16 protein-coding genes are annotated in these 19,381 nt (G+C 71.8%); 5 read left to right on the forward strand and 11 right to left on the reverse strand.

What is annotated here, in order from left to right:
• The first annotated feature begins 78 nt into the window (after nucleotides 1-78).
• Nucleotides 79-924 (forward strand): NAD(P)-dependent oxidoreductase, encoded by an 846-nt coding sequence (locus ACQPZF_RS19490; protein WP_433273602.1) that lies wholly within the window; start codon nucleotides 79-81, stop codon nucleotides 922-924.
• 87 nt (nucleotides 925-1,011) lie between these two features.
• Here ACQPZF_RS19490 and ACQPZF_RS19495 read toward each other — a convergent pair whose 3' ends face one another.
• Entirely contained in the window at nucleotides 1,012-2,031 is a 1,020-nt protein-coding gene (locus ACQPZF_RS19495) for a medium chain dehydrogenase/reductase family protein (RefSeq protein ID WP_433274617.1), read from the reverse strand.
• 87 nt (nucleotides 2,032-2,118) lie between these two features.
• Nucleotides 2,119-2,601, reverse strand: a complete 483-nt coding sequence (locus ACQPZF_RS19500) for a DoxX family protein (RefSeq protein ID WP_433273604.1) — start codon at nucleotides 2,599-2,601, stop codon at nucleotides 2,119-2,121.
• 95 nt (nucleotides 2,602-2,696) lie between these two features.
• On the opposite strand from ACQPZF_RS19500, the gene ACQPZF_RS19505 reads away from it, so the two are divergent.
• A complete protein-coding gene (locus tag ACQPZF_RS19505) occupies nucleotides 2,697-3,251 on the forward strand; it encodes a TetR/AcrR family transcriptional regulator (protein ID WP_433273606.1) in 555 nt (184 codons plus the stop codon).
• A 54-nt stretch (nucleotides 3,252-3,305) separates the two neighbouring features.
• On the opposite strand, the gene ACQPZF_RS19510 is transcribed toward ACQPZF_RS19505, so the two are convergent.
• The gene (locus ACQPZF_RS19510; RefSeq protein WP_433273608.1) at nucleotides 3,306-3,806 is read right to left on the reverse strand and encodes a MarR family winged helix-turn-helix transcriptional regulator; all 501 of its coding nucleotides are present in this window, start codon (nucleotides 3,804-3,806) and stop codon (nucleotides 3,306-3,308) included.
• A 93-nt stretch (nucleotides 3,807-3,899) separates the two neighbouring features.
• Here ACQPZF_RS19510 and ACQPZF_RS19515 point away from each other — a divergent pair, with 93 nt between their 5' ends.
• A complete protein-coding gene (locus tag ACQPZF_RS19515) occupies nucleotides 3,900-4,322 on the forward strand; it encodes a Rid family hydrolase (protein WP_433273610.1) in 423 nt (140 codons plus the stop codon).
• Nucleotides 4,323-4,346: 24 nt separating this feature from the next.
• Here the strand turns inward: ACQPZF_RS19515 and ACQPZF_RS19520 are convergent, their stop codons facing one another.
• Nucleotides 4,347-5,381 carry an LLM class flavin-dependent oxidoreductase gene (locus ACQPZF_RS19520; RefSeq protein WP_433274619.1) on the reverse strand — a complete coding sequence of 345 codons (1,035 nt, stop codon included), beginning with the start codon at nucleotides 5,379-5,381 and terminating at the stop codon, nucleotides 4,347-4,349.
• A gap of 70 nt (nucleotides 5,382-5,451) precedes the next feature.
• On the opposite strand from ACQPZF_RS19520, the gene ACQPZF_RS19525 reads away from it, so the two are divergent.
• Both ACQPZF_RS19525 and ACQPZF_RS19530 read left to right on the forward strand, forming a co-directional pair.
• Nucleotides 5,452-5,913, forward strand: coding sequence for a MarR family winged helix-turn-helix transcriptional regulator (locus tag ACQPZF_RS19525; RefSeq protein WP_433273612.1), 462 nt, complete (start codon nucleotides 5,452-5,454; stop codon nucleotides 5,911-5,913).
• Nucleotides 5,914-5,987: 74 nt separating this feature from the next.
• Complete coding sequence (locus ACQPZF_RS19530; RefSeq protein ID WP_433273614.1) at nucleotides 5,988-6,404, forward strand: DUF3995 domain-containing protein; 417 nt, start codon at nucleotides 5,988-5,990, stop codon at nucleotides 6,402-6,404.
• A gap of 48 nt (nucleotides 6,405-6,452) precedes the next feature.
• On the opposite strand, the gene ACQPZF_RS19535 is transcribed toward ACQPZF_RS19530, so the two are convergent.
• From ACQPZF_RS19535 to ACQPZF_RS19565, 7 genes are all read right to left on the reverse strand, one after another.
• On the reverse strand, nucleotides 6,453-7,064 hold the full coding sequence (locus ACQPZF_RS19535; RefSeq protein WP_433273616.1) for a DJ-1/PfpI family protein: 612 nt from the start codon (nucleotides 7,062-7,064) through the stop codon (nucleotides 6,453-6,455).
• Nucleotides 7,065-7,311: 247 nt separating this feature from the next.
• Nucleotides 7,312-8,328 (reverse strand): methyltransferase, encoded by a 1,017-nt coding sequence (locus ACQPZF_RS19540; protein WP_433273618.1) that lies wholly within the window; start codon nucleotides 8,326-8,328, stop codon nucleotides 7,312-7,314.
• 2 nt (nucleotides 8,329-8,330) lie between these two features.
• Nucleotides 8,331-12,716 carry a non-ribosomal peptide synthetase gene (locus tag ACQPZF_RS19545; protein WP_433273620.1) on the reverse strand — a complete coding sequence of 1,462 codons (4,386 nt, stop codon included), beginning with the start codon at nucleotides 12,714-12,716 and terminating at the stop codon, nucleotides 8,331-8,333.
• Nucleotides 12,713-13,999: an MFS transporter gene (locus tag ACQPZF_RS19550; RefSeq protein WP_433273622.1), complete on the reverse strand. Its 1,287-nt coding sequence runs from the start codon at nucleotides 13,997-13,999 to the stop codon at nucleotides 12,713-12,715. Before ACQPZF_RS19550 ends, ACQPZF_RS19545 begins: the two co-directional genes overlap by 4 nt.
• Nucleotides 13,996-17,250 (reverse strand): amino acid adenylation domain-containing protein, encoded by a 3,255-nt coding sequence (locus ACQPZF_RS19555; RefSeq protein WP_433273624.1) that lies wholly within the window; start codon nucleotides 17,248-17,250, stop codon nucleotides 13,996-13,998. Before ACQPZF_RS19555 ends, ACQPZF_RS19550 begins: the two co-directional genes overlap by 4 nt.
• A gap of 2 nt (nucleotides 17,251-17,252) precedes the next feature.
• Nucleotides 17,253-17,933 (reverse strand): DUF6875 domain-containing protein, encoded by a 681-nt coding sequence (locus ACQPZF_RS19560; protein ID WP_433273626.1) that lies wholly within the window; start codon nucleotides 17,931-17,933, stop codon nucleotides 17,253-17,255.
• Nucleotides 17,933-19,366 carry an FAD-dependent oxidoreductase gene (locus ACQPZF_RS19565; protein ID WP_433273628.1) on the reverse strand — a complete coding sequence of 478 codons (1,434 nt, stop codon included), beginning with the start codon at nucleotides 19,364-19,366 and terminating at the stop codon, nucleotides 17,933-17,935. The genes ACQPZF_RS19560 and ACQPZF_RS19565 overlap by 1 nt, the downstream gene beginning before the upstream one ends.
• Nucleotides 19,367-19,381: the final 15 nt, after the last annotated feature.

Below are 19,381 nucleotides of genomic sequence, written 5' to 3' on the forward strand. Positions count from 1 at the left end.
AACAGCCGCCGCAGAGCCGCGCCGGATGCGGACCCACTGCGGTGGTGGCACATTTGCGGTGAGAGGAAGGGATTCCAAGTGACGAAGACTGTTGCGGTGTTGGGCACCGGGATGATGGGCGCGGGGATGGCGCGGAGCCTGCTGCGGGCGGGCTTGGCCGTGACGGTGTGGAACCGCAGCGCGGAGAAAGCCCGGCCGCTGGCGGACGACGGCGCGGTGGTGGCCGAGGACCCGGCGGAGGCGGTGGCGAACGCGGACGTCGTGCTGACCGTGCTGTTCGACGCCGACTCGACCGCCGAGGTGATGCGCGACCTCGAACTCGCGGACGGCGCGGTGTGGGTGCAGAGCGGCACGGTGGGCCTGGACGGCACCGCACGCCTCGCGGAACTGGCCGGCGGCACGGCCTTCGTCGACGCGCCCGTCCTCGGCACCCGCAAACCGGCGGAGGAGGGCAAGCTCACCGTGCTGGCGGCCGGTCCGCTCGCCCTGCGGGACCGCGTCGCGTCGGTCTTCGACGCCATCGGCGCCCGCACGGTGTGGGCGGGGGAGCGGCCCGGTGACGGCCAGCGGCTCAAGCTGGCGGCCAACTCGTGGGTGCTGTCGATCACCGCCGCCACCGCGCAGGCCGTCGCCCTGACCCGTGGGCTGGGGCTGGAGCCGGCGGCGTTCCTGGACGCCATCGCCGGCGGTGCGGTGGACAGCGGGTACGCCCAGTTGAAGGGCCGGGCCATGATCGCGGAGGACTTCACGCCGTCGTTCGGCGTCGACGGCGCCGTGAAGGACGCCGACCTGATCCTGGCGGCGATGCGCGAGGCGGGCACCGACGACCGGCTGATGCGCGCGCTGCACGAGCAGTACCGCGTCGCCGCCGACCACGGCGGAACGGCGGACATGGCGGCGGTCGTCCGGGCGTTCGGCACCTGACCGCCGGCGGGACCGGGAGCGACCCCGATCGGCCAGGACCGCAACGGGGTTCTGGCCGTCCCGGGTCGCACGGACCGCGCCGGCCGGTCACGGCACCAGCACGACCTTGCCGGTGACGGTGCCCGACTCGGCGAGCGTGACGGCCCGCGCGACCTCCGCCAACGGCACGCGCGCGGCGACCTGGGCACGCAGCTTTCCGTCGGCGAGCAGCCCGAGCACCGCCCCGAGGTCGGCCGCGAGCCGAGCCCGGAACGCGGCGCGGTCCCGCTTGCCTGCCCAGATGTTGAAGAACGTGGCCCGATGCCCGTTCGGCAGCGCGTTCCACAGCATCAACCGCCCGAACAGCTTCAGCACCGGCAGCCGCGACGATCCCTGCCGGTCACGCGTCGACGCCGTCCCGTACGCGACCAGCGTGCCGCGCGGCGCGAGCAGGCGGTAGGAGCCCACGATCCCCGGCCCCCCCACGTGGTCGAACACGGCGTCCACTCCGGACGGTGCGAGCGAGCGGACCCGTGCCGCCAGACCGGGCTTCCGGTAGTCGACCGGGGTCGCGCCGAGCGCGCGCACGGCGTCGTGGTGGCGCGGCGAAGCGGTGCCGATCACGGTGGCCCCGGCCAACCGCGCGAGCTGTACCAGGGTGGACCCGACACCGCCGTTGGCCCCGTGCACCAACACGGTCTGCCCGGCCGTGACCTTCGCGATCCGGTGCAGCATCCGCCACGCCGTGATCCCGTTGACGACGAAGGACTCCGCCTCCGCCGGATCGACCCCGGACGGCACCGGCACGAGGTCGGCCGCGTCCAGCACCACGTGGTCGGCCCACCCGCCGGTTTTGGTCAGCGCGGCGAACCGACTGCCGACCAACGCCCGGTCCACGCCCGGCCCGACCTCGGTCACCGTGCCCACCAGGTCGTACCCGGGCACGAACGGGAACGCCGGCTGGTCGTAGTACTTCGCCCGCCGCATCTGCTGCTCGGCGAACGACACCCCGCTCGCCTCCACCCGCACCACGGCCTGACCGGCGGCGGGGGAGGGCAGGTCGCGGCGGCGCAACCGGAGCCCGTCCGGCTCGACGATCCCGGGAAGCACGACTTCGAGTGCCTGCATGTCCGTCTCCAAGTGTGTGGTCAATCAATCACTCTTCTGGTCGACCAAACCGGTGAGGCCTAGTCGGTGATATGACTGATTGAACACTCACACCACACTGACGTCAAGTGAGCGCGCAGCCTGCCGCTCCCGCCAGTGGTGTGCCAGCACGGTGACGGTCGCCGCGAGGAACACGACCTGCATGAGCGTGCGGGGCAGCAGTTGATCGCCGAACGAAGGGGAGAGACCCTCCGAAGCGGCGTACACGTTCGCCGGGAACATCCCGATCAGCATCGCGGTCAACCCGGCCGCCGCCCACGGCGAAGTCCGACGCCACAGCAGGCCGGCCGCACCCGCCAGTTCGAGCACCCCGGTCACCGTGATGATCAGGCCGGGAGCGGGCAGCGCCGGCGGAACCATGGCGATCAGCTCCTCGCGCATCCCGACGAAATGCGCGACTCCGGTGGCGGTGAACATGGCCGTGAGACCACCGCGCACGGCGAACGGCCACGGCGCGATCCGGTGGACGCCCAGTGCGCGGCCCACGGCCAGGGCGAGCGTGACAACGATGAGGATGATCAGCGGAGCCATCGACGGCCTCTTCCCGAACTCGGCAACTTGACAACGACAAGATGGCTCGCGACCAGTGAACTTGTCAACGTCTAGATTCGAGCTAGGCTGTGCCGGTGACCTCCCGGCGTCCCTACCACCACGGCGACCTGCGGCGGGCCGTGCTGGCCGCCGCCGTGGAAGTGATCGACGAACACGGCCCCGCCGGCGTGGGCCTGCGCGACCTGGCACGGCGGGTGGGCGTGTCCCACGCGGGTCCGGTGCACCACTTCCGGGACAAGGCGGGCCTGCTCACCGCACTGGCCGCCGAGGGCTTCGGGCTGCTGGCCGACCGACTGATCGCGGCCAAGGAGAGCGGCGACTTCGTGGACATCGGCGCGGCCTACGTGCGCTTCGCCGTCGAACACCGCGCGCACTTCGAGGTGATGTTCCGCCCCGACCTCTACCACGCCGACGACCCGGCGGTGCTCGCCGCACGGGCCCGGTCCGGCGAGTTGCTGACCGGCGGCGTCACCGAGCAGGACGACCCCGGGCTGGCGGCGGTCGCGGCGTGGTCGATCGTGCACGGCTTCGCGACCTTGTGGAACACCGGCGTGCTGCCGCCGGACCTGGGCGACGACCCGCAGGCGGCGGGCCGGGCGATCGCCGGCTACCTGTTCCGGCGCGGCTAGTGCGCTTCCGGCGGAGTTGGTCGGCCTGGTGGAGCTGGCCCGCCTGGTGGCGGGCTACGCCAGGTCGACGGGCCGCACCCGCAGCTTGGCGGCGATCCGGGCGAGCGCCCGCTGGTCGGCGGCGGTGAGCGGGTCGAGCACCGTCTGGCGCACCGAGCGCACGTGGATCGGCGCGGCGGCGGCCACCACGTCGTAGCCGGCGTCGGTGAGGGCGGCGACGGTGTAGCGGCCGTCGTCGGGGTCGGGCGAGCGCTCCACCCAGCCCCGCTGCTCGAACCGCTTGACGACGTTGGACAGGCGGGAGAGGGAGCCGTTGGCGAGGTAGGCCAGTTCGCTCATCCGCAGGCGGCGGTCCGGGGCCTCCGAGATGTGGCTGAGGGCCAGGTACTCGAAGAGGGACAGGCCGGCCCCGTGCTGGAGCGGGGCCTCCAGTTGCCCCGGCAGCAGCAGGACCAGGGAGACGAGCCCGGTCCAGGCCTCTTTCTCGTCCGCGGTCAGCCACCGCGTCCCGTCGGGGGAGTCCTCGCCGGGGCCCGGGGTCGCGGTGGTGGCCATGGCGGCATGGTACCGAGCGGGTCGTGACTTTACGCGTGAAGTGAAAGCGTGCTACGTTCACTTCACGCTTGAAGTCAACTCGAAGGGATCACCATGCCTGTGCCGGAGTTCTTCGCCACTCCCGGATACGGCGATGCGCAACTCGCCGCCATGCACTACCACCAGGCGGTTCGCATCGGCGACCGCGTCGAGACGTCCGGCCAGGGAGGGTGGGACGACGACTGGACCTTCCCCGAGGCGCTGGAGGACGAAATCGTCCAGGCCTTCGACAACGTCGAGCGGACCCTGGCCCAGGCCGGCGCCACGTGGCGGGACGTCATCGCGGTGGACTCCTACCACATCCCCGACTCCGCGGACTTCATCGGAGAGGTCCACAACCGCGTCATGGTGGAGCAGTTCCGCAAGCGCATGGGCGACCGAGCGCCGATCTGGACCGAGATCGGTGTGGTGGCCCTCGGCGCGCCGAAGATGCGCGTCGAGATCCGCGTGACCGCCGTCCTCGGCCAGGGCGGCTGACCGCCGCCGCACCGCAACGGGTCATCAACCGCCAAGTTCCTTGTGCACCAAGGGCATGACCTCGGTGCCGAGCAGTTCGATCGCCTCCATCACCAACCGGTGCGGCACACCCGACCAGTCCATGTGCATCGCGTACCGGCGGGCGCCGGTCAGGCGGCCGACCGTGATCAGCCGTTCGGCGACCTCGTCCGGACTGCCGGCGAAGATCGACCGCGCACCCCGCGTCCACTCGTCGTACTCGGCCCGCGAAGGCACGGTCCAGCCACGGGCACGGGCCCCGTACTTCATGGTCTCCAGCCAGTACGGGTAGTACGCGTCCTTGGCGTCCTGCGAGTTCCGGGCGATCAAGCCGATGGCGCTCATGGTCACGTGCAGATCCTCCGGCGCGTGCCCACCGGCCTCACCCGCACGCCGGTACAGGTCGACCAGCGGTCCGAAGCGCTCGGGCATCCCACCGATCACCGCGTACACGACCGGCAGCCCCAACAGGCCCGCGCGCACCGACGACTCGGGGTTGCCACCCGTGCCGACGGAGATGCGCAGCCGCTCGCGGTAGGGGCGCGGGTGGACGTGCGCGTTCTCCAGCGGGGGCCGGAACTTGCCCGACCAGGTGATCGGGTTCTCCCGGTCGAGCCGGAGCAGCAGGGCGAGCTTCTCCTCGAAGAGGTCGTCGTAGTCCTCCAGCGCCGCGCCGAACAGCGGGAACGACTCGGTGAACGAGCCACGGCCCGCCAGCAGCTCGGCACGGCCCCGGCTGAGCTGGTCCAGCGTCGTGAACTGCTGGTAGACGCGCACCGGGTCCTCGGTGCTGAGCACGGTGACGGCGCTGCCGAGGGTGATGTTCTTCGTGATGCTCGCGGCGGCGGCCAGGACGGTGCCGGGGTTGGAGCTGGCGTACTCGGGCAGGTGGTGCTCGCCCAGCCCGTAGAAGCCGAGCCCCAACTCGTCCGCGAGCTTGATCCGCTCAAGCTGGTTCGCCAGCGCGTCGGCCACCGGGACCTGCTGTCCGGTCACCGGGTCCGGGTGGCGGTCGGCGAAGCTGAGAAGCCCGAGTTCCATGCTGTTTGTGGACACGTCAGCAATCTACCATCGTTTGATGACACGTCAACAAGTTGCTAGCGTGATCGGGGTGGACGAATCCCGATGGCTGGACGAACGGGAGGCACGCGTGTGGCACGCGTACCTCGACCTGAACCGCGAGCTGCCGGCGGTCCTGGAACGGCAGTTGGTCCGCGACTCGGGGCTGTCGAACGCGGACTACTCGCTGCTGGTGCCGCTGTCCGAGGCTCCGGACGGCTTGGTGCGGTCCCGTGAGCTGGGCACGATGGTCGGCTGGGAGCGCAGTCGGCTGTCCCACCAGGTCGGCCGGATGGAGAAGCGCGGACTGGTGGTCCGCGAGGAGTGCCCCGAGGACGCGCGCGGCTCGATGGTGCGGCTGACCCCGGCGGGCAGGTCGGCGATCGAGGCGGCGGCGCCCGGCCACGTGGAGACCGTGCGGCGGTACCTGTTCGACGTGCTGACCGACGAGGAGCTGGACGTGCTGGGCCGGGCGTTCACGCGGGTGCTGGACCGGATCACCGCCGACGACTGACTCTCAGCTTCCGTACGCTACCGTATGGCCAAGTTCCGTACGGTGCCGTATGGATGCCTCGGAGGTGGACGGCGATGACGGTGTTGGCCCTGCTCACGGCCCTGGTGTTGGCAGCCGTGGGCGCACTGCACGTGGTGTGGATGTTCTCGCCCTGGCCACTGCGCACCCGCGAGGAGTTCGCAAGCCGCGTGGTGGGCGTCCCCGCCGACCGGTTGCCGTCACCGGGATTGACGGCCGTGCCGGCACTGCTGCTGGCACTGGCCGCCTACTTGGTGGTCGGGCGAGCGGACCTGGTCGCGGTGCCGGGCCCGGAGTGGCCGGCGGTCGTCGGCACGGCCGGGGTGGCGGCGGTGCTCCTGCTGCGCGGTGTGGGCGGCCTGGTGGCGTCGGCCGGGAAGAAGACCGAGTTCGCCCGACTCGACCTGCGAATCTACTCACCGCTGTGCATCGCGCTGTCGGCCGCCACGGCGTCGGTCGCATTCCTCGCGTGAACCAGCCAGGCCCCGCACTCGAACGAGTGCGAGGCCCGGCGAACACCCTTACCGCTGAGACTGCTCCAACAGCCGCAACGCCAACCGCTGAAGCTCAGGCCCGGCCTTGTCCGGGCTGCCGGTGTCGAACGGGGGCTCGGGGTCGTACTCCAACGCGAGCTGACAAGCCTGCGCAGTCACCTCGTCAGCCAACAGGGAGGCGAGGAAGAGCCCCATGTCGATCCCGGCAGACACCCCGGCCGCCGTCACGTACTTCCCGGACCGCACCCAACGCCCAGGCACGTAGATCGCGCCCTTGGCAGTCAGGACGTCCTTGGCCGACCAGTACGTGGTCGCGCGAAGTCCTTGCAGGAGCCCGGCATACGCCAAGATCAACGACCCGGTGCAGACCGACGTGGTCCAAGTGCTGGTGGCGTCGATATGCCGAATCCACCGCATAGTCGGCTCATGCGACACAACAGCGGTACCACCGGCCCCAGACCCACCGGGCACCAGCAGCACATCCAACCGATCGACATCGTCGATCCGAAGATCCGCGATCACCGCCCCATGCCCGGTGTCCCCACGAACAACCCCACGCCGCCGCCCGATGAAGCTGACGGAAACCCCGGGCAACCGGGACAACACCTCAGCCGGCCCAACAGCATCAAGCAAGGTCATCCGGTCGTAGACCAAAACCCCAACCCGGAGCCGCCCACCTCCGGTCGCCCCCGCGGCAACCCCTTCACCAATCCCCAAGCCACCCACCGCAGCAGCCACCCCACCAACAGCCGCAGCCCGCAAAACCGTCCGACGCCCATGATCCTCAACCACGACAACCCCCAAGCCGGCTAACTGGACATGCTTGCCGTCAGGTAGTCGTGCAACAACACCAACAAGTTCCGCCCCCCGAGCACCACGGCGCCCCTCACACGACCTTCCGAGCCACAATCAGCGACTGTCCGGGCGATGTGCGCAACGGGTGCGTGGCCACCTCGGCGAACCCTGCTCCGACAAGCCATCCTTCGATCTCGGCGCCCGAGTACACCTGCCCGCCCTGCCCGTGGAACAGGTTCAGGCTGAACACACGGGCAAAGGCATCCGCCGCCCGATCCTCACTGTGCTCGTCATGCTCCAGCAAGACCACCGCGCCACCCGGCCGCACCGCCGCCGCCACGCGGTCCAGCAACGTCCGGTTCGCAGCCGCCGTACGCCCGTGAACGACGTTGAACAACAACACGGTGTCGTAGTCGCCACCCAGCTCAAGCGAGTCATAGTCCCCAGGCCACAACGCAACCCGATGACACATCCCGGCATCGGTCACCGCCCCGGACCCCACCGCCAACGCCTCGGGCAGATCAATGACCGTGGCATGCAGACCAGGATGCTCGGCACACAACCGGATCGCGTACTTGGCATGCCCACCACCAAGATCCAACAACCGAGCCCCCACCGGCACCAACCCGCACACCTCGGGAGCGATGCCGTCGGCATGCCCGGACAACATCCCCTGGAACCGCCCGAGCGTCTCGGGCCGGGACGAAAGCCAGCCGTAGAAGTCCAGCGCCGGCTTCCCGCTCCGAATCGACTCCTCCAACCCGTCCCAAGACTCGAACAACACCGTCGACCAGAACTGGTCGACCTCGCGATACCCACCACCCGACAACCACTTCCGAGTGGACGCGGTGTTGGTGTACCCGTCGTCCGAGCGCTCCAGATACCCGAACGCCACCAACGCCTCGGCAAGCAACGCGGTACCCCGAGGATCGGTCCCCAGCCGAGCGGCAAGCCCTTCCGAGGACAACCCCGCCGATGACAACCCTTCTGCGGCAAGGGCCTCGAAGACCCCCAACCGCAGCCCGGCCGCCATCGCGCGATACCCGGCCGTGGCAAGGAGATCCACGAACGACGGAGGCCCGTCACCGGGCTCCAGGTGCAGTGGCATGGTCAAGACCTCTCTGGCATGACCCCCGCGCTCGCGAGGTAGTCGATGTGACGAGCGATCATCTCGGCGTCGGCGGGCGGGAACGAGACCCCGCACTCGGCCGCCGCCGCCCACGTGGCAGAGCAGTCGAACACCGGGTGCGCCCGGTGGGTGGTGGTCAAACCGAAGGCCAACGGACCGAACGCGCTGTCCGGGCTCTCCAGCATCAGCGCCCGCCACTCGGGGTACTCCAGCACCTTCGCCGGATACCCCTTGGCGCTCAACACCTCGCCGAGGTCGGCGTAGCGGAGCCCGTCCGCCCGGTAGTAGTGGAAATCGCGGCCCGCCAGGTCGGGCCGGGTGGAGATGCCCGCGATCGCGCCGGCCAACCGGTCCACCGGCAGCATGTCGATCACATCGCCGGTACGCGGCACCGCGCCGGTGTGCGCGCACGTGGCGATCTGCCGACTCAGGTACGACTCGGTTTTGGCCGTGCCCGTCCGCACGTCGCCGACGATCGCGGCGATCCGGTGGACCGACACCGGCACACCCCGGTCACGAGCCAGCACACCCATCATGTCCGCGACCCACTTCGTGGTGTGGTAGCCGGTGTCCAGCCCGGTCGGATCCTCGGCGCGGTCGGCCTCCGTGATCAACTGCCGGTCGTACGCCGCCCCGAGGAACACGCCGAGGGTCGACATCAGGTGCAGGGGCTTCGTCGCATACCGGGTGGCCAGCCGCAGCACGTCGACCGTGCTCCCCACATGCGGCGGCATCATCCATTGGTACGTGAGGACGAAGTTCATCACCGCCCCGTTGTGGTAGACGGCGTCCATGCTCTCGGCGAGCCCGTCGAACTCGCGTTCGCTCAAGCCCAGCAACGGTTTCGACATGTCGCCCACCACCGGCACGACCCGCGCCAGCTTTTCCTCCGACACGTCCAGGTGCGCCCGCCGCAGGTTGGCCCGAATCCGCGCCACCGCGACCGCCGGCGTCTCCGCCCGCACCAGGCAGTGCACTTCGGCGTCGGTGCGCGCCAGCAACTCGCCCAGCAGGTGCGCCCCCAGGAATCCGGTGGCGCCGGTCAGCAGGACCCGTTGCGGCACACCGGTCCGCACCGGGTGGACCGCCGCGATGTCGTCCGGCGGCTCGGCGTCCGCCCGCATCCGGGCCACACTCGGCAACCCGGAGCGGTACCGCTTGGCGAACGTGTCGTCCGACGCCGCCGCGTGCTCGACGACCTCCGCCAACTCGGCCAGATCGGCGGTGGCGAACAACGCCCGCAACGGCACCGTCACCCCGAGCAGCGACCGCACCTTGGCCAGCACCGCCGCCGCGATCAGCGAGTGGCCGCCCAGCCCGAAGAACGAGTCGTGCCGGCCGACCAGCGGGGCGTTGAGCACCTCGGCCCAGACCTCGGCCAACACCCGCTCGACCGGCGTCCGCGGCGGCTCGTAGGGCGCGGCGGTGACATCGGGGTCGGGCAGCTTGGCGACGTCGACCTTCCCGTGCGCGGTGAGCGGCAGCTCGGCCGTCACCACCCGGGCGCCGGGCAGCATCGCCTCCGGCAGGTGCTCGGCGCAGAACGCCCGCAGCTCGTCCAACTCCGGCGCGGTCTCGCCGGGCCGTGGCACCACGTACGCCACCAGCGTGTCGGCCCGCACCGCCACCGCGGCCTCGGCCAGCCGAGGATGCTTGAGCAGCGCCGCCCGCACCTCGCCGGGCTCGATCCGGTGGCCGCGCAACTTGACCTGGTCGTCCACCCGCCCCAGGAACTCCACCGTGCCGTCCGGCAACAGCCGCACCAGGTCGCCGGTGCGGTACATGCGGCCACCCGGCACGGTCGGATCGGCCACGTAGACCGACGCGGTGCGGGCCGGATCACCCCGATACCCGCGCGCGGGCGCGTTCCCGCCCACGTACAACTGCCCCGGCACGCCCACGGGCGACGGACGCAGATCGCTGTCCAGCACGTAGATCCGGACGCCGGGCAACGGACGCCCGATCGGCAACGTCGCCGAACGCGGGTCGACCTCGGACGCGTCGACCGTGCGATGCGCGGTGGCGCACACCGTCGTCTCGGTAGGCCCGTAGTGGTTGACCAGGACGACCCCGGTCGCCTTGGCCCACTCGGCAACGGCCTGCGGCGGCACCGCCTCACCGCCGATCATCATCACTTCGAGCGGACCGCCGGTGTCGGTGACGCCTTCGAGATCGGCCACCCACCGCTTCCACAACGCGGCCGGCGCGTCCACCGCGGTCAGCCGGTGCTCGGCGCACAACCGCAACAACTCCGGCCCGCCAACGGAAGCGGGCTCCGGGTGCACGACCACCGCCGCGCCCGCGCACCACGCCGGGAACACATCGCCCACCGAGGCGTCGAAGCTCAACGGCGGGATCATCAGGATTCGCTGCCCGGCCCGGAAACCGTGCAGTTCGATGAACGCATCGGTCAGGTTGGCCAACGTGTCGTGCTGGACCTGAACGCCCTTGGGCACTCCGGTCGATCCCGACGTGTAGATGATGTACGACAAGGCCTCCCGGAGCACACCACCGGCAGGCGGCTCGGCGGCCTCGCCCCGGAACGCCTCGTCCGCGGTGTCCAACAGCGCGCCGTGGAACCCGGAGAACCGATCACGGTCACCGGGCAGGGTGATCACGACCGGAGCCCCGCAGTCGGCGAGCAGTCCGGCCAGCCGAGCCGGTGGATGCCCCGGGTCGAGCGGCACGTAGGCCCCACCGGCTTTGAGGATCGCCAGCAGGGCCACCAACGCGTCCGGTCCGGCCTTCAACGCCAACCCGACCGGCACCTCAGGCCCGACACCCCACTCCGCCAGCACGTGCGCGACCTTGTTCGCACGGCGGTCCAACTGTGCGAAGGTCAACTCCGAGACGGCCGTGCCGGCGGAGTCCAGCGCGAGCACGGCGGTGGTGTCCGGGTGCGCGGCGACTTGCCGCGCGATGCGCGTCAGCACATCATCAGGGGGTGCGACGGACGGGCCGTTCAGCTCAGCCGCCGCGATCCGGTCGGCGGTCGTGGTCGTGTCCAGCCGGGACAGCCGGACCTCCGGGTTCGCCACCACGGCGGCCAACACCGTGAGCACCTGGTCGGCCAACCGGGCGACGGTGTCCGGGTCGAAGAGATCCGTGCTGTAGTCGAGGTTCGCGGGCCAGTCGCCGTCCGCCTCCCGCACGTGCAGGGTGAGGTCGAACCGACTGGTGCCCCGGTCGACCGGCACGGTGTCGGCGGGCAGACCGGCCCAGCCGCCTTGCGCGCCGCCCCGGTTGAGCACGAGCATCACCTGGAACAGCGGGTGGTGGGCGAGGTCGCGCCGGGGTGCGACGCGCACGGCCACCTCGTCGAAGCTCACCTCGGCGTGGTCGAGCGCGTCGACCGCCGTGGACTTCGCGCGGGAGAACAGCTCGGCGACGGTCGGGTCGCCGGACAGGTCCATGCGCAGCGGGGTCGTGGTGACGAACATGCCGACCGAACGCTCCAGCTCGGGGAACGGCCGGTGCGTGGTGGGCGAGCCGATCACCAGGTCGTCGGTGTCGGCCCGCCGCGACAGGACGACGGCGAACGCGGCCAGCAGCCCGGCGAACGTCGTGCACCCCTGCGCACGGGCCAACGCGGTCAGCCGCCCGGCCAACTCGGCCGGCACCACGAACCGATGGCTGCCGCCGGCGACCGTCCGGTGCCGGGTGCGCGGCCGGTCGGTGGCGAGGTCGAGCACCGCGGGAGCACCCGCGAGGCGGTCGGCCCAGTGGTCGAGCTGCCGCTGCCGCTCCCCGTCGGCGAGCCGGCCGGACTGCCAGTGCGCGTAGTCCGGGAACTGGACGCCCGCCGGGCCGAGTTCGACCCCGGCGTACACGTCGCCGATCTCCCGCGCGACGAGTCCCAGCGACAGGTCGTCGCACACGATGTGGTGGCCGGTGACGACCACCGCGCAGTCGCCCGGCGCGATCCGGATCAGCCGCACGCGCAGCAGCGGACCGGCTTCCAGGTCGAACGGAGTGTCCACTTCGGACACGACGACCGCGTCGAGGTCGGCGTCCGCGACGTCGGACACCGTCACGTCGACCGCGGGTTCCGGCGACACCACCTGCTCCGGCACGCCGTCGTTCTCCACGATCCGGGTGCGCAGCGCCTCGTGCCGGTCGACCACCACCGCGACCGCGGCCCGGAGCCGTTCGGGGTCGACGTCACCCGCCACCCGCAGCGCGACGAACATGGCGTACGCGCCCGCGTCCAGACCGAGCCGGCTGGTCAGCCACAGGCCGCGCTGGTTGCCGGTCAGCGGCGCCGCGCCCGCCGGCCGGCGGGGGATCCCGTGCTTCGCGGCGGCCAGGCCCCGCTGGGCGAGCAGGCGTTCCAGCAGCCGCTCGCGGTGGTCGGACAAGTCGGTCACTGGAGGGTCCTTTCCGGTGTCTCGGCCACCGCGTCGGGCAGGTCGTCCACGGCCCGCAGCCGTGGGCGCGACCAGGCGTAGGCGGTCAGCGCCAGCATGAGGACGCCGACCACCAGGAAGATCAGGGCGATGCCCCGGCCGTCGCCGGTGCCGATCAGCGCGCCGACCGACGAGGCCAGCGCCCCGTCCGCGGCCATCAGCGGCTCGGCCACGCCGTCGGACAGCGGCCCGATCAGCAGGAACGCGACGGGCATCGCGGCGGTGCTGAGCATCCGCACCACGGCCAGCACCCGGCCCAGCACGGCCGGGTCGACCTTGGTCTGCAACAACGTCACGCAACAGGTGTTCATCAGCGGCAGCGTGCACAGGAAAGCGGGCGCGGCCACCGCGATCAGCCACGGCGAGGGCGCGAGGCTGTGCAGCACCAGGAACACGCCGCCCAGCGCCAGGCCGAGGTAGATGCCGAGCACCCGGCGCTTCGGCCCGCCCCACGCGCCCATCACCAGCCCGCCGACGAACAGCCCGCTGCCGCCGGCCGCCATCAGCACCCCCAGCGTGGCCGGGCTGGAGAACGACAGGATCAGCGGCTGCACCAGCCCGCCCGCGATGGCGAACAGGAAGTTCCACACCCCGAACACCGCGCACAACGTGAACAACCCGGGCGCGCTCCGCAACCACCGCAGCCCCGCGCCCAGCCCCTCCTTCTCACCGGTCCGCCCGCCGCCCGAGCTGACCGGGAGCCGGGCCAGCACGAGCGCGGTGACCGCGAACGCCATCGACACCACGTCGATGATCAGCACGCCCCGCAGCCCCACCAGCCCGAGCAGGGCGCCCGCCACCAGCGGCGCGGCGATCTGCACGCCCTGGGTGAGCTGCATCAGCCCGTTGACCCGCCCCAGGTGCTTCGGCGGGACCAGCGCGGGCACCAACGCCTGGTAGGCGATGAAGTGGAACGAATTCAGCGTCGCCGTCAACGCCGCGGCCAGGTAGATCTGCCACACCGCCAACGCGTCGGCGCTCACCGCGACCAGCAGCAGCACCGTGACGATCCCCGCGCCGCTGTCCGCGACCAGCATGACCTTCTTGCGGTCGTACCGATCGGCGACCGCGCCCGCGTACGGGGCGAGCAGGATGCCCGGCACCACGGCACAGAACTGGATCAGCACGAACTGCGTCACCGAGCCGGTGCCCAGGTACACCCAGACCCCGAGCACGAACGCGGTCAGGGCGGACCCGATGACCGAGACGAGCTGCCCGGCCCAGACGACGGCGAACCGCTTCACGGCGCCTCCCCGAGCATCGCTGCGACTTCTTCGGCGGACATCCCGGCCAACTGCACGCGCAACTCGGCGACCGCGGCGACCCGGCCCGGCTCGTCCAGCGAGGCCAGGGCGGCGGCCATCCCGGCGACGGTCGGCGCGGCGAACATGCGGCCGATCGGGACCGTGACCGAGAACGCCCCGTGCACCCGTGCCAGCGCCTTGGCCGCGAGCAGGGAGTGACCGCCCAGCGCGAAGAAGTCGTCGTGCACGCCGATGTCCGGCAGGTTCAGCACCTCCCGCCAGATACCGGCCAGCACCTCCTCCACGGCGTCACGCGGCGCGACCCGTTCGCCGACCAGGTCCCAGGTCGGTTCGGGCAGGGCGGCGCGGTCGGTCTTCCCGTTGGGGGTCAACGGAAGCGCGTCCAGCAGCACGGCCGTCGCGGGCAGCATGTAGTCGGGCAGCCGCTCGGCGAGCCGTGCCCGCAGCCGTGCCCACAGGTCGTCGGATCGCTTCTCCGGCACCAGGTACGCAACCAGTCGGCCGTCGCGCGGCACCACGACGGCTTCGCGCACCTCGCCCGAGTCCAGCAGGACCGTCTCGATCTCGCCGAGTTCGATGCGGAAGCCGCGCACCTTCACCTGGTGGTCGGCCCGTCCCAGGAAGTCCAGGGTGCCGTCCGCGCGGTGGCGGACCAGGTCGCCGGTCGCGTACAGCTTGCTGCCGGGCGTCGGGGAGAACGGGTCGGGCACGAACCGGCTCGCGGTGAGGGCCGGCCGGTCGTGGTAGCCCCGCGCCACGCCCATCCCGCCGATGTGCAGTTCGCCCACCACACCGGGCGGCACGGGTTCGAGGCTCGCGTCCAGCACGTACAGGCGGGTGTTGCCGATCGGCGGTCCGATCACCACCGGCGACGGCGGCGGGTCGACCAGGCCGGCCGCCGACCACACCGTGGTCTCGGTCGGGCCGTAGACGTTCCACAGCAGCGAGTCGTCGGTGAGCAGGTCGTCGGCGAGGTCGCGGGGGAGCGCTTCGCCGCCGCACACGCGGGTCGTGACACCGGCCGGGACACCGCCGGCGGCGTGGAGGAGCCGCCACGTCGCCGGGGTGGCCTGGAGGGCGGACACGTCCCGGCTCACCAGCAGCTCCCGCAGCGCCGCGCCGTCGCCGGCGATCTCGCCCGGCACGACGACGACCTCCGCGCCCGTGACGAGCGGGAGCAGCAGCTCCAGCACGGAGATGTCGAACGACAGCGTGGTCACGGCCGCCAACCGGTCCTCCGGAGTCAGGGAGAACAGCGGGTCGAACGACGCCAGCAGGTTCACCACGGCCCGGTGCGGCACTTCCACACCCTTGGGCGTGCCGGTCGAACCGGACGTGTAGATCACGTACGCGAGGTCTTCACCGGTGACTTCCCGCGGTTCCGGGGTGCCGGCCGGTGGATCGGTGAGCGACAGGACGGTTCCGTCGAAGGGCAACGGTTCCAAGTCGGGGTCGGTGATGAGGACGTCCGCGCCGGAGTCGGTGAGCATGGAGGTCAGCCGGTCGGCGGGCCAGCCGGGGTCCAGCGGGACGTAGGCCGCGCCCGCTTTCCAGACACCGAGCACGGCGGCCACCAGGTCGGGGGTGCGCGGCAGGTGGAGGGCCACCAACGGGCCCGCATCGTGCGCTTGGAGCAGCGCGGCTACCCGGTCGGACCGCTCCGCCAGGGCACGATAGGTCAACGACGCGCCGGACCCGCCCGCGCTGCTCGTCCCGCCGGGTGCGCCGGACACCGCGATCGCGTCGGGATCGCCCGCGATCAGGTCCAGCGCGGTGGTCGCCGCGGGCAGCGGCAGGTCGGTGTTGTTGAAGCCCTCCAACACCTCCCACCGCCGCACGCCGGTCAACGCGTCCAGCTCGGAGATCCGCCGCTCCGGGTGCTCGGCCGCCGCCGCCAGCAACGCGATCAGCCGGTCGGTGAAGTCGACGATGGTGGCCTCGTCGAACAGGTCGGTGCTGTACTCCACGCCGAACGCGAGAGCCCCGCCGTGGTGCTCCACGGCGAGCGTGAGGTCGAACTTCGAGACCCCCGGATCGGGCGTGATCGACCCGATCGCCAGGCCGGGCAGCCCGAAGTCCGCCGACGGGGTGTTCTGGAGGATCAACTGGGCCTGGAACAGCGGCGCGTGCCCCAGGCTGCGTTGCGGGCTCAGGTGTTCCACGAGTCGTTCGAACGGCAGCTCGGCGTGCGCCAGGCCTTCCACGGTGGTCTCCCTGACCCTGGTCAGCAGCTCGCTGAACGTCGGGTCGCCGCCGACGTGGGTCCGCAGGGCCAGGGTGTTCACGAAGAACCCGATCAGCCCCTCCAGGTCGGCGTGCGACCGGCCCGCGACCGGGGTGCCGACCACGACGTCGTCCTGCCCGGCCAACCTGCCCAGGCGGGCCGCGAAACCGGCCAGCAGCACCATGAACAACGTGCCGCCGTGCGCGCGGGCCAACTCCTCCAACGCGGCTGCGGTGGCGGCGGGAACGTCGGCGTAGCGCAACGCGCCCCGGTACGTGGCCACCGCGGGGCGCGGCCGGTCGGTCGGCAGCGTGAGCAGTTCGGGCGCGCCGGCCAGGTGTTCCGCCCAGTAGTCGAGATGCGCGGCGGCGACCTCGTCACCCATGCGATCGCGTTGCCACACCGCGTAGTCCGGGTATTGCAACCCCAGCTCGGGCAGGACCGGCGCGCGGCCCTCCAGCGCCGCGGCGTAGCCCTCGCCCAGTTCGGTCAGCAGCACGGACAGCGACCACGCGTCCGACGTGATGTGGTGCAGGTTCAGCACCAGCACGTGGTCGTCGTCGGCGAACCGGCCGAGGCTCGCCGTGAACAGCGGGCCGCGGTGCAGGTCGAAGCCGATCGCGCCGCGCTGGTCGGCGAACGCGCGCGCCACCGCGTCCCGGTCGCCGTCGGGCAGCTCGTGCTCGGTCAGGGCGGCCGTCCCGGTCGGCGCCACTAGCTGCACGGGCTCACCACCCGAGTCGGGGAACGTCGTGCGCAGCGCGGCGTGCCGCGCGACCACGCCGTCCAGCGCGCGCCGCAGGGCCGCCCGGTCGAGCGGACCGCGCAGGCGCAGCCCCAGCGGGATGTTGTACACCGCCCCGCCGGGCGAGAACTTGTCCAGGAACCACAGCCGCTGCTGGCCGAACGAGAGCGGGTAGGCCGCCGGTTTCGCGGCGCGCTCACGCAGTCGCCGCGCGAGCAGCTCCCGCTTGCGCGCGGCGGACCCGGCCTCGGGGTCGGTCATGGTCAGCTCCCGGACGTGGCGAGTCGGTCGGCGGCGGCCCGCACGTCACCACGCAGGTGCATGGGCACGCGGTCGCCGAAGCGCCGCAGGTATGCGGCGAGGGTGGCGTCGTCGTCCCGCAGGAACGGGAAGTCGGTGGGCACCATGTGCCGGATGGCGAGCATCGGCACCGGGCTGCTCAGCGGCCGGAAGCCCGGGTTCCACAGGCCCGCCTTGTCCGGCGGTCCGGGGTGGAACTCGCCGACCATCAGGCCGTTGCGGGTGTACTCGGGTTTGAGCAGCTCCTGGGTGCGGTCCACGACCGCCCACTCCTCGGGTCCGGTCAGGTCCGGGAACAACACGATGATCGTCTTGAACTGCGCCGACGCGCCCGTGCGCGGTTCCAGCTCGTCGAACCAGTCCCGGTAGTGCAGCAGCAGTTCCGCCAGCTCGTCGGCCGAGGTCGGCTTGCCCGCGTGCACGGACAGGAAGAACAGCCCTCGCTGCAACGAGGTGTCGGTGAACGGGCACACGTCACCGCGTCGGCCGAGTTCCGGGTGCGGTGCGCACAGGTAGTCGCCCGCCCACTCGAACACGGTGCGCAGCGGCAGTTCGTGCGCCGCGACCGCGTCGGGCAGCCGCCCGGCGGCGAAGTCCGCCGGCTCGACCAGGGGGTGGGCCGGCCGGGTCGGGTGGATCAGCATCAACTCACCTGCCTTCTGCCACGTCGGCCGCGGGACCGGTGTGCCAGCCCCGCCAGCGCCGCGCCGGTCAGCGCGGCGGTCACGCCCCCCAGCAGGCGGTCCTGGCGCCGCGCGCGGGCCAGGGCTTCGCCGTAGGGCACGGTGGTGTGCGCGATGAGGGTGTAGAGCGGCACCCAGGAGCGCGGGAACACGCGGTGCAGCACCAGGTCCGCCTTCTTGCGGGCCAGGAACAGCGGGGAGCGCAGCTTGTCGCGCAGTTCGACGAAGTTGCGCTTGGACAGCTCGGCCAGCACGTCGGTGTGCGGCCGGCGGGCGCGCTCGAACGCGGCCAGGGCCTCCGGCAGGTCGTGCGGGTGGGCGGCCAGGCAGCGGTCGAGGACCGAGCAGTCCTCGAACGCGGCGTTCATGCCCTGGCCGAAGAACGGGTACACCGCGTGCGCGGCGTCGCCCAGCAGCACCACGCCGCGCCCGTGCGCGGTGGCCACGTGCCACGGCTGGGTGCGGATGGTGACCAGGCTCGCGGGCTCGTGCGCCAGGAACTGCTCCACCACGTCCGGGATCAGCGTCAGGGTGTCCGGGAAGCGGCGGGCGAAGAACTCCCGCACCCGCGCGTGGGTGCCCAGGCCGGCGAACCCGTCCCGGCCGTCGAACGGCAGGAACACCGTCGCGGTGAGCGAGCCGTCGACGTTGGGGTGCGCCACGATCAGCCCGTCGTCGCCCGGCCACACGTGCAGGGCGCGCAGCTCGGTGCGCGGCCGGCCGTCGTCGCCGACCGGGATCAGCAGCTCTTTGTAGCCCCACTCCAGGAACTCCTGGTGCAGGGTCGTCCGCGCGCCGCGCCCGAGCTGCGTGCGCACCGCCGAGAACGCGCCGTCCGCGCCGACGACGAGGCGGGCGGCGTGCTCGACCGTCCCTTGTGGACTGATGGTCGTGACGGACGGGTTCTCCCGGTCCACGGCGGTGACCTTGTGGCCCCAGCGGAACTCGACGCCCTTCTTCTCGGCCTCGTCGATGAGCGCCACGTTGAGGTCGTGGCGCAGCACCGAGTGCAGGATCTGGTCCTCCTCGGTGCCGTAGGGCTGGAAGCGCAGGGTGCCGTCTGGGGTGTGCACGACCCGGCCGCGCATCGGCACGGTGGCCGGGGCGAGCGAGTCGAGCAGGCCGATCTCCTTGAGCGCCACGATGCCCCGCTGGGACAGGCCGAGGTTGATCGATCGCCCCGCCTCGCGGGAGCCCGGCGTGCGCGGGTCTTCGCGCCGCTCCAGGACCCGGACGTGGAACCCGCGCCGTGCCAGGTACACGGCGGCCAGCGAGCCCGCCAGGCCCGCGCCGACCACCACCGCGTCGGTCATGGCCTGCTCCGGGTCGACGCGCACCCGCCGCCGCTCACGGCCGGCCCCCGTGCGGCGTGCCGTCGCCGATCCTGTTGTCACTCATCAGCTTTCCCC

The sequence above is a fragment of the Actinosynnema sp. CS-041913 genome, assembly GCF_050942485.1.
GTDB lineage: Bacteria > Actinomycetota > Actinomycetes > Mycobacteriales > Pseudonocardiaceae > Actinosynnema.

Coding starts and splice junctions, on each gene's coding strand:
- ACQPZF_RS19495 (WP_433274617.1), bottom strand. CDS start 2,031: ATGCAGGCACTCGAAGTCGTGCTTCCCGGGATCGTCGAGCCGGACGGG.
- ACQPZF_RS19500 (WP_433273604.1), bottom strand. CDS start 2,601: ATGGCTCCGCTGATCATCCTCATCGTTGTCACGCTCGCCCTGGCCGTG.
- ACQPZF_RS19510 (WP_433273608.1), bottom strand. CDS start 3,806: ATGGCCACCACCGCGACCCCGGGCCCCGGCGAGGACTCCCCCGACGGG.
- ACQPZF_RS19515 (WP_433273610.1), top strand. CDS start 3,900: ATGCCTGTGCCGGAGTTCTTCGCCACTCCCGGATACGGCGATGCGCAA.
- ACQPZF_RS19520 (WP_433274619.1), bottom strand. CDS start 5,381: ATGGAACTCGGGCTTCTCAGCTTCGCCGACCGCCACCCGGACCCGGTG.
- ACQPZF_RS19530 (WP_433273614.1), top strand. CDS start 5,988: ATGACGGTGTTGGCCCTGCTCACGGCCCTGGTGTTGGCAGCCGTGGGC.
- ACQPZF_RS19535 (WP_433273616.1), bottom strand. CDS start 7,064: ATGACCTTGCTTGATGCTGTTGGGCCGGCTGAGGTGTTGTCCCGGTTG.
- ACQPZF_RS19540 (WP_433273618.1), bottom strand. CDS start 8,328: ATGCCACTGCACCTGGAGCCCGGTGACGGGCCTCCGTCGTTCGTGGAT.
- ACQPZF_RS19555 (WP_433273624.1), bottom strand. CDS start 17,250: ATGACCGACCCCGAGGCCGGGTCCGCCGCGCGCAAGCGGGAGCTGCTC.
- ACQPZF_RS19560 (WP_433273626.1), bottom strand. CDS start 17,933: ATGCTGATCCACCCGACCCGGCCGGCCCACCCCCTGGTCGAGCCGGCG.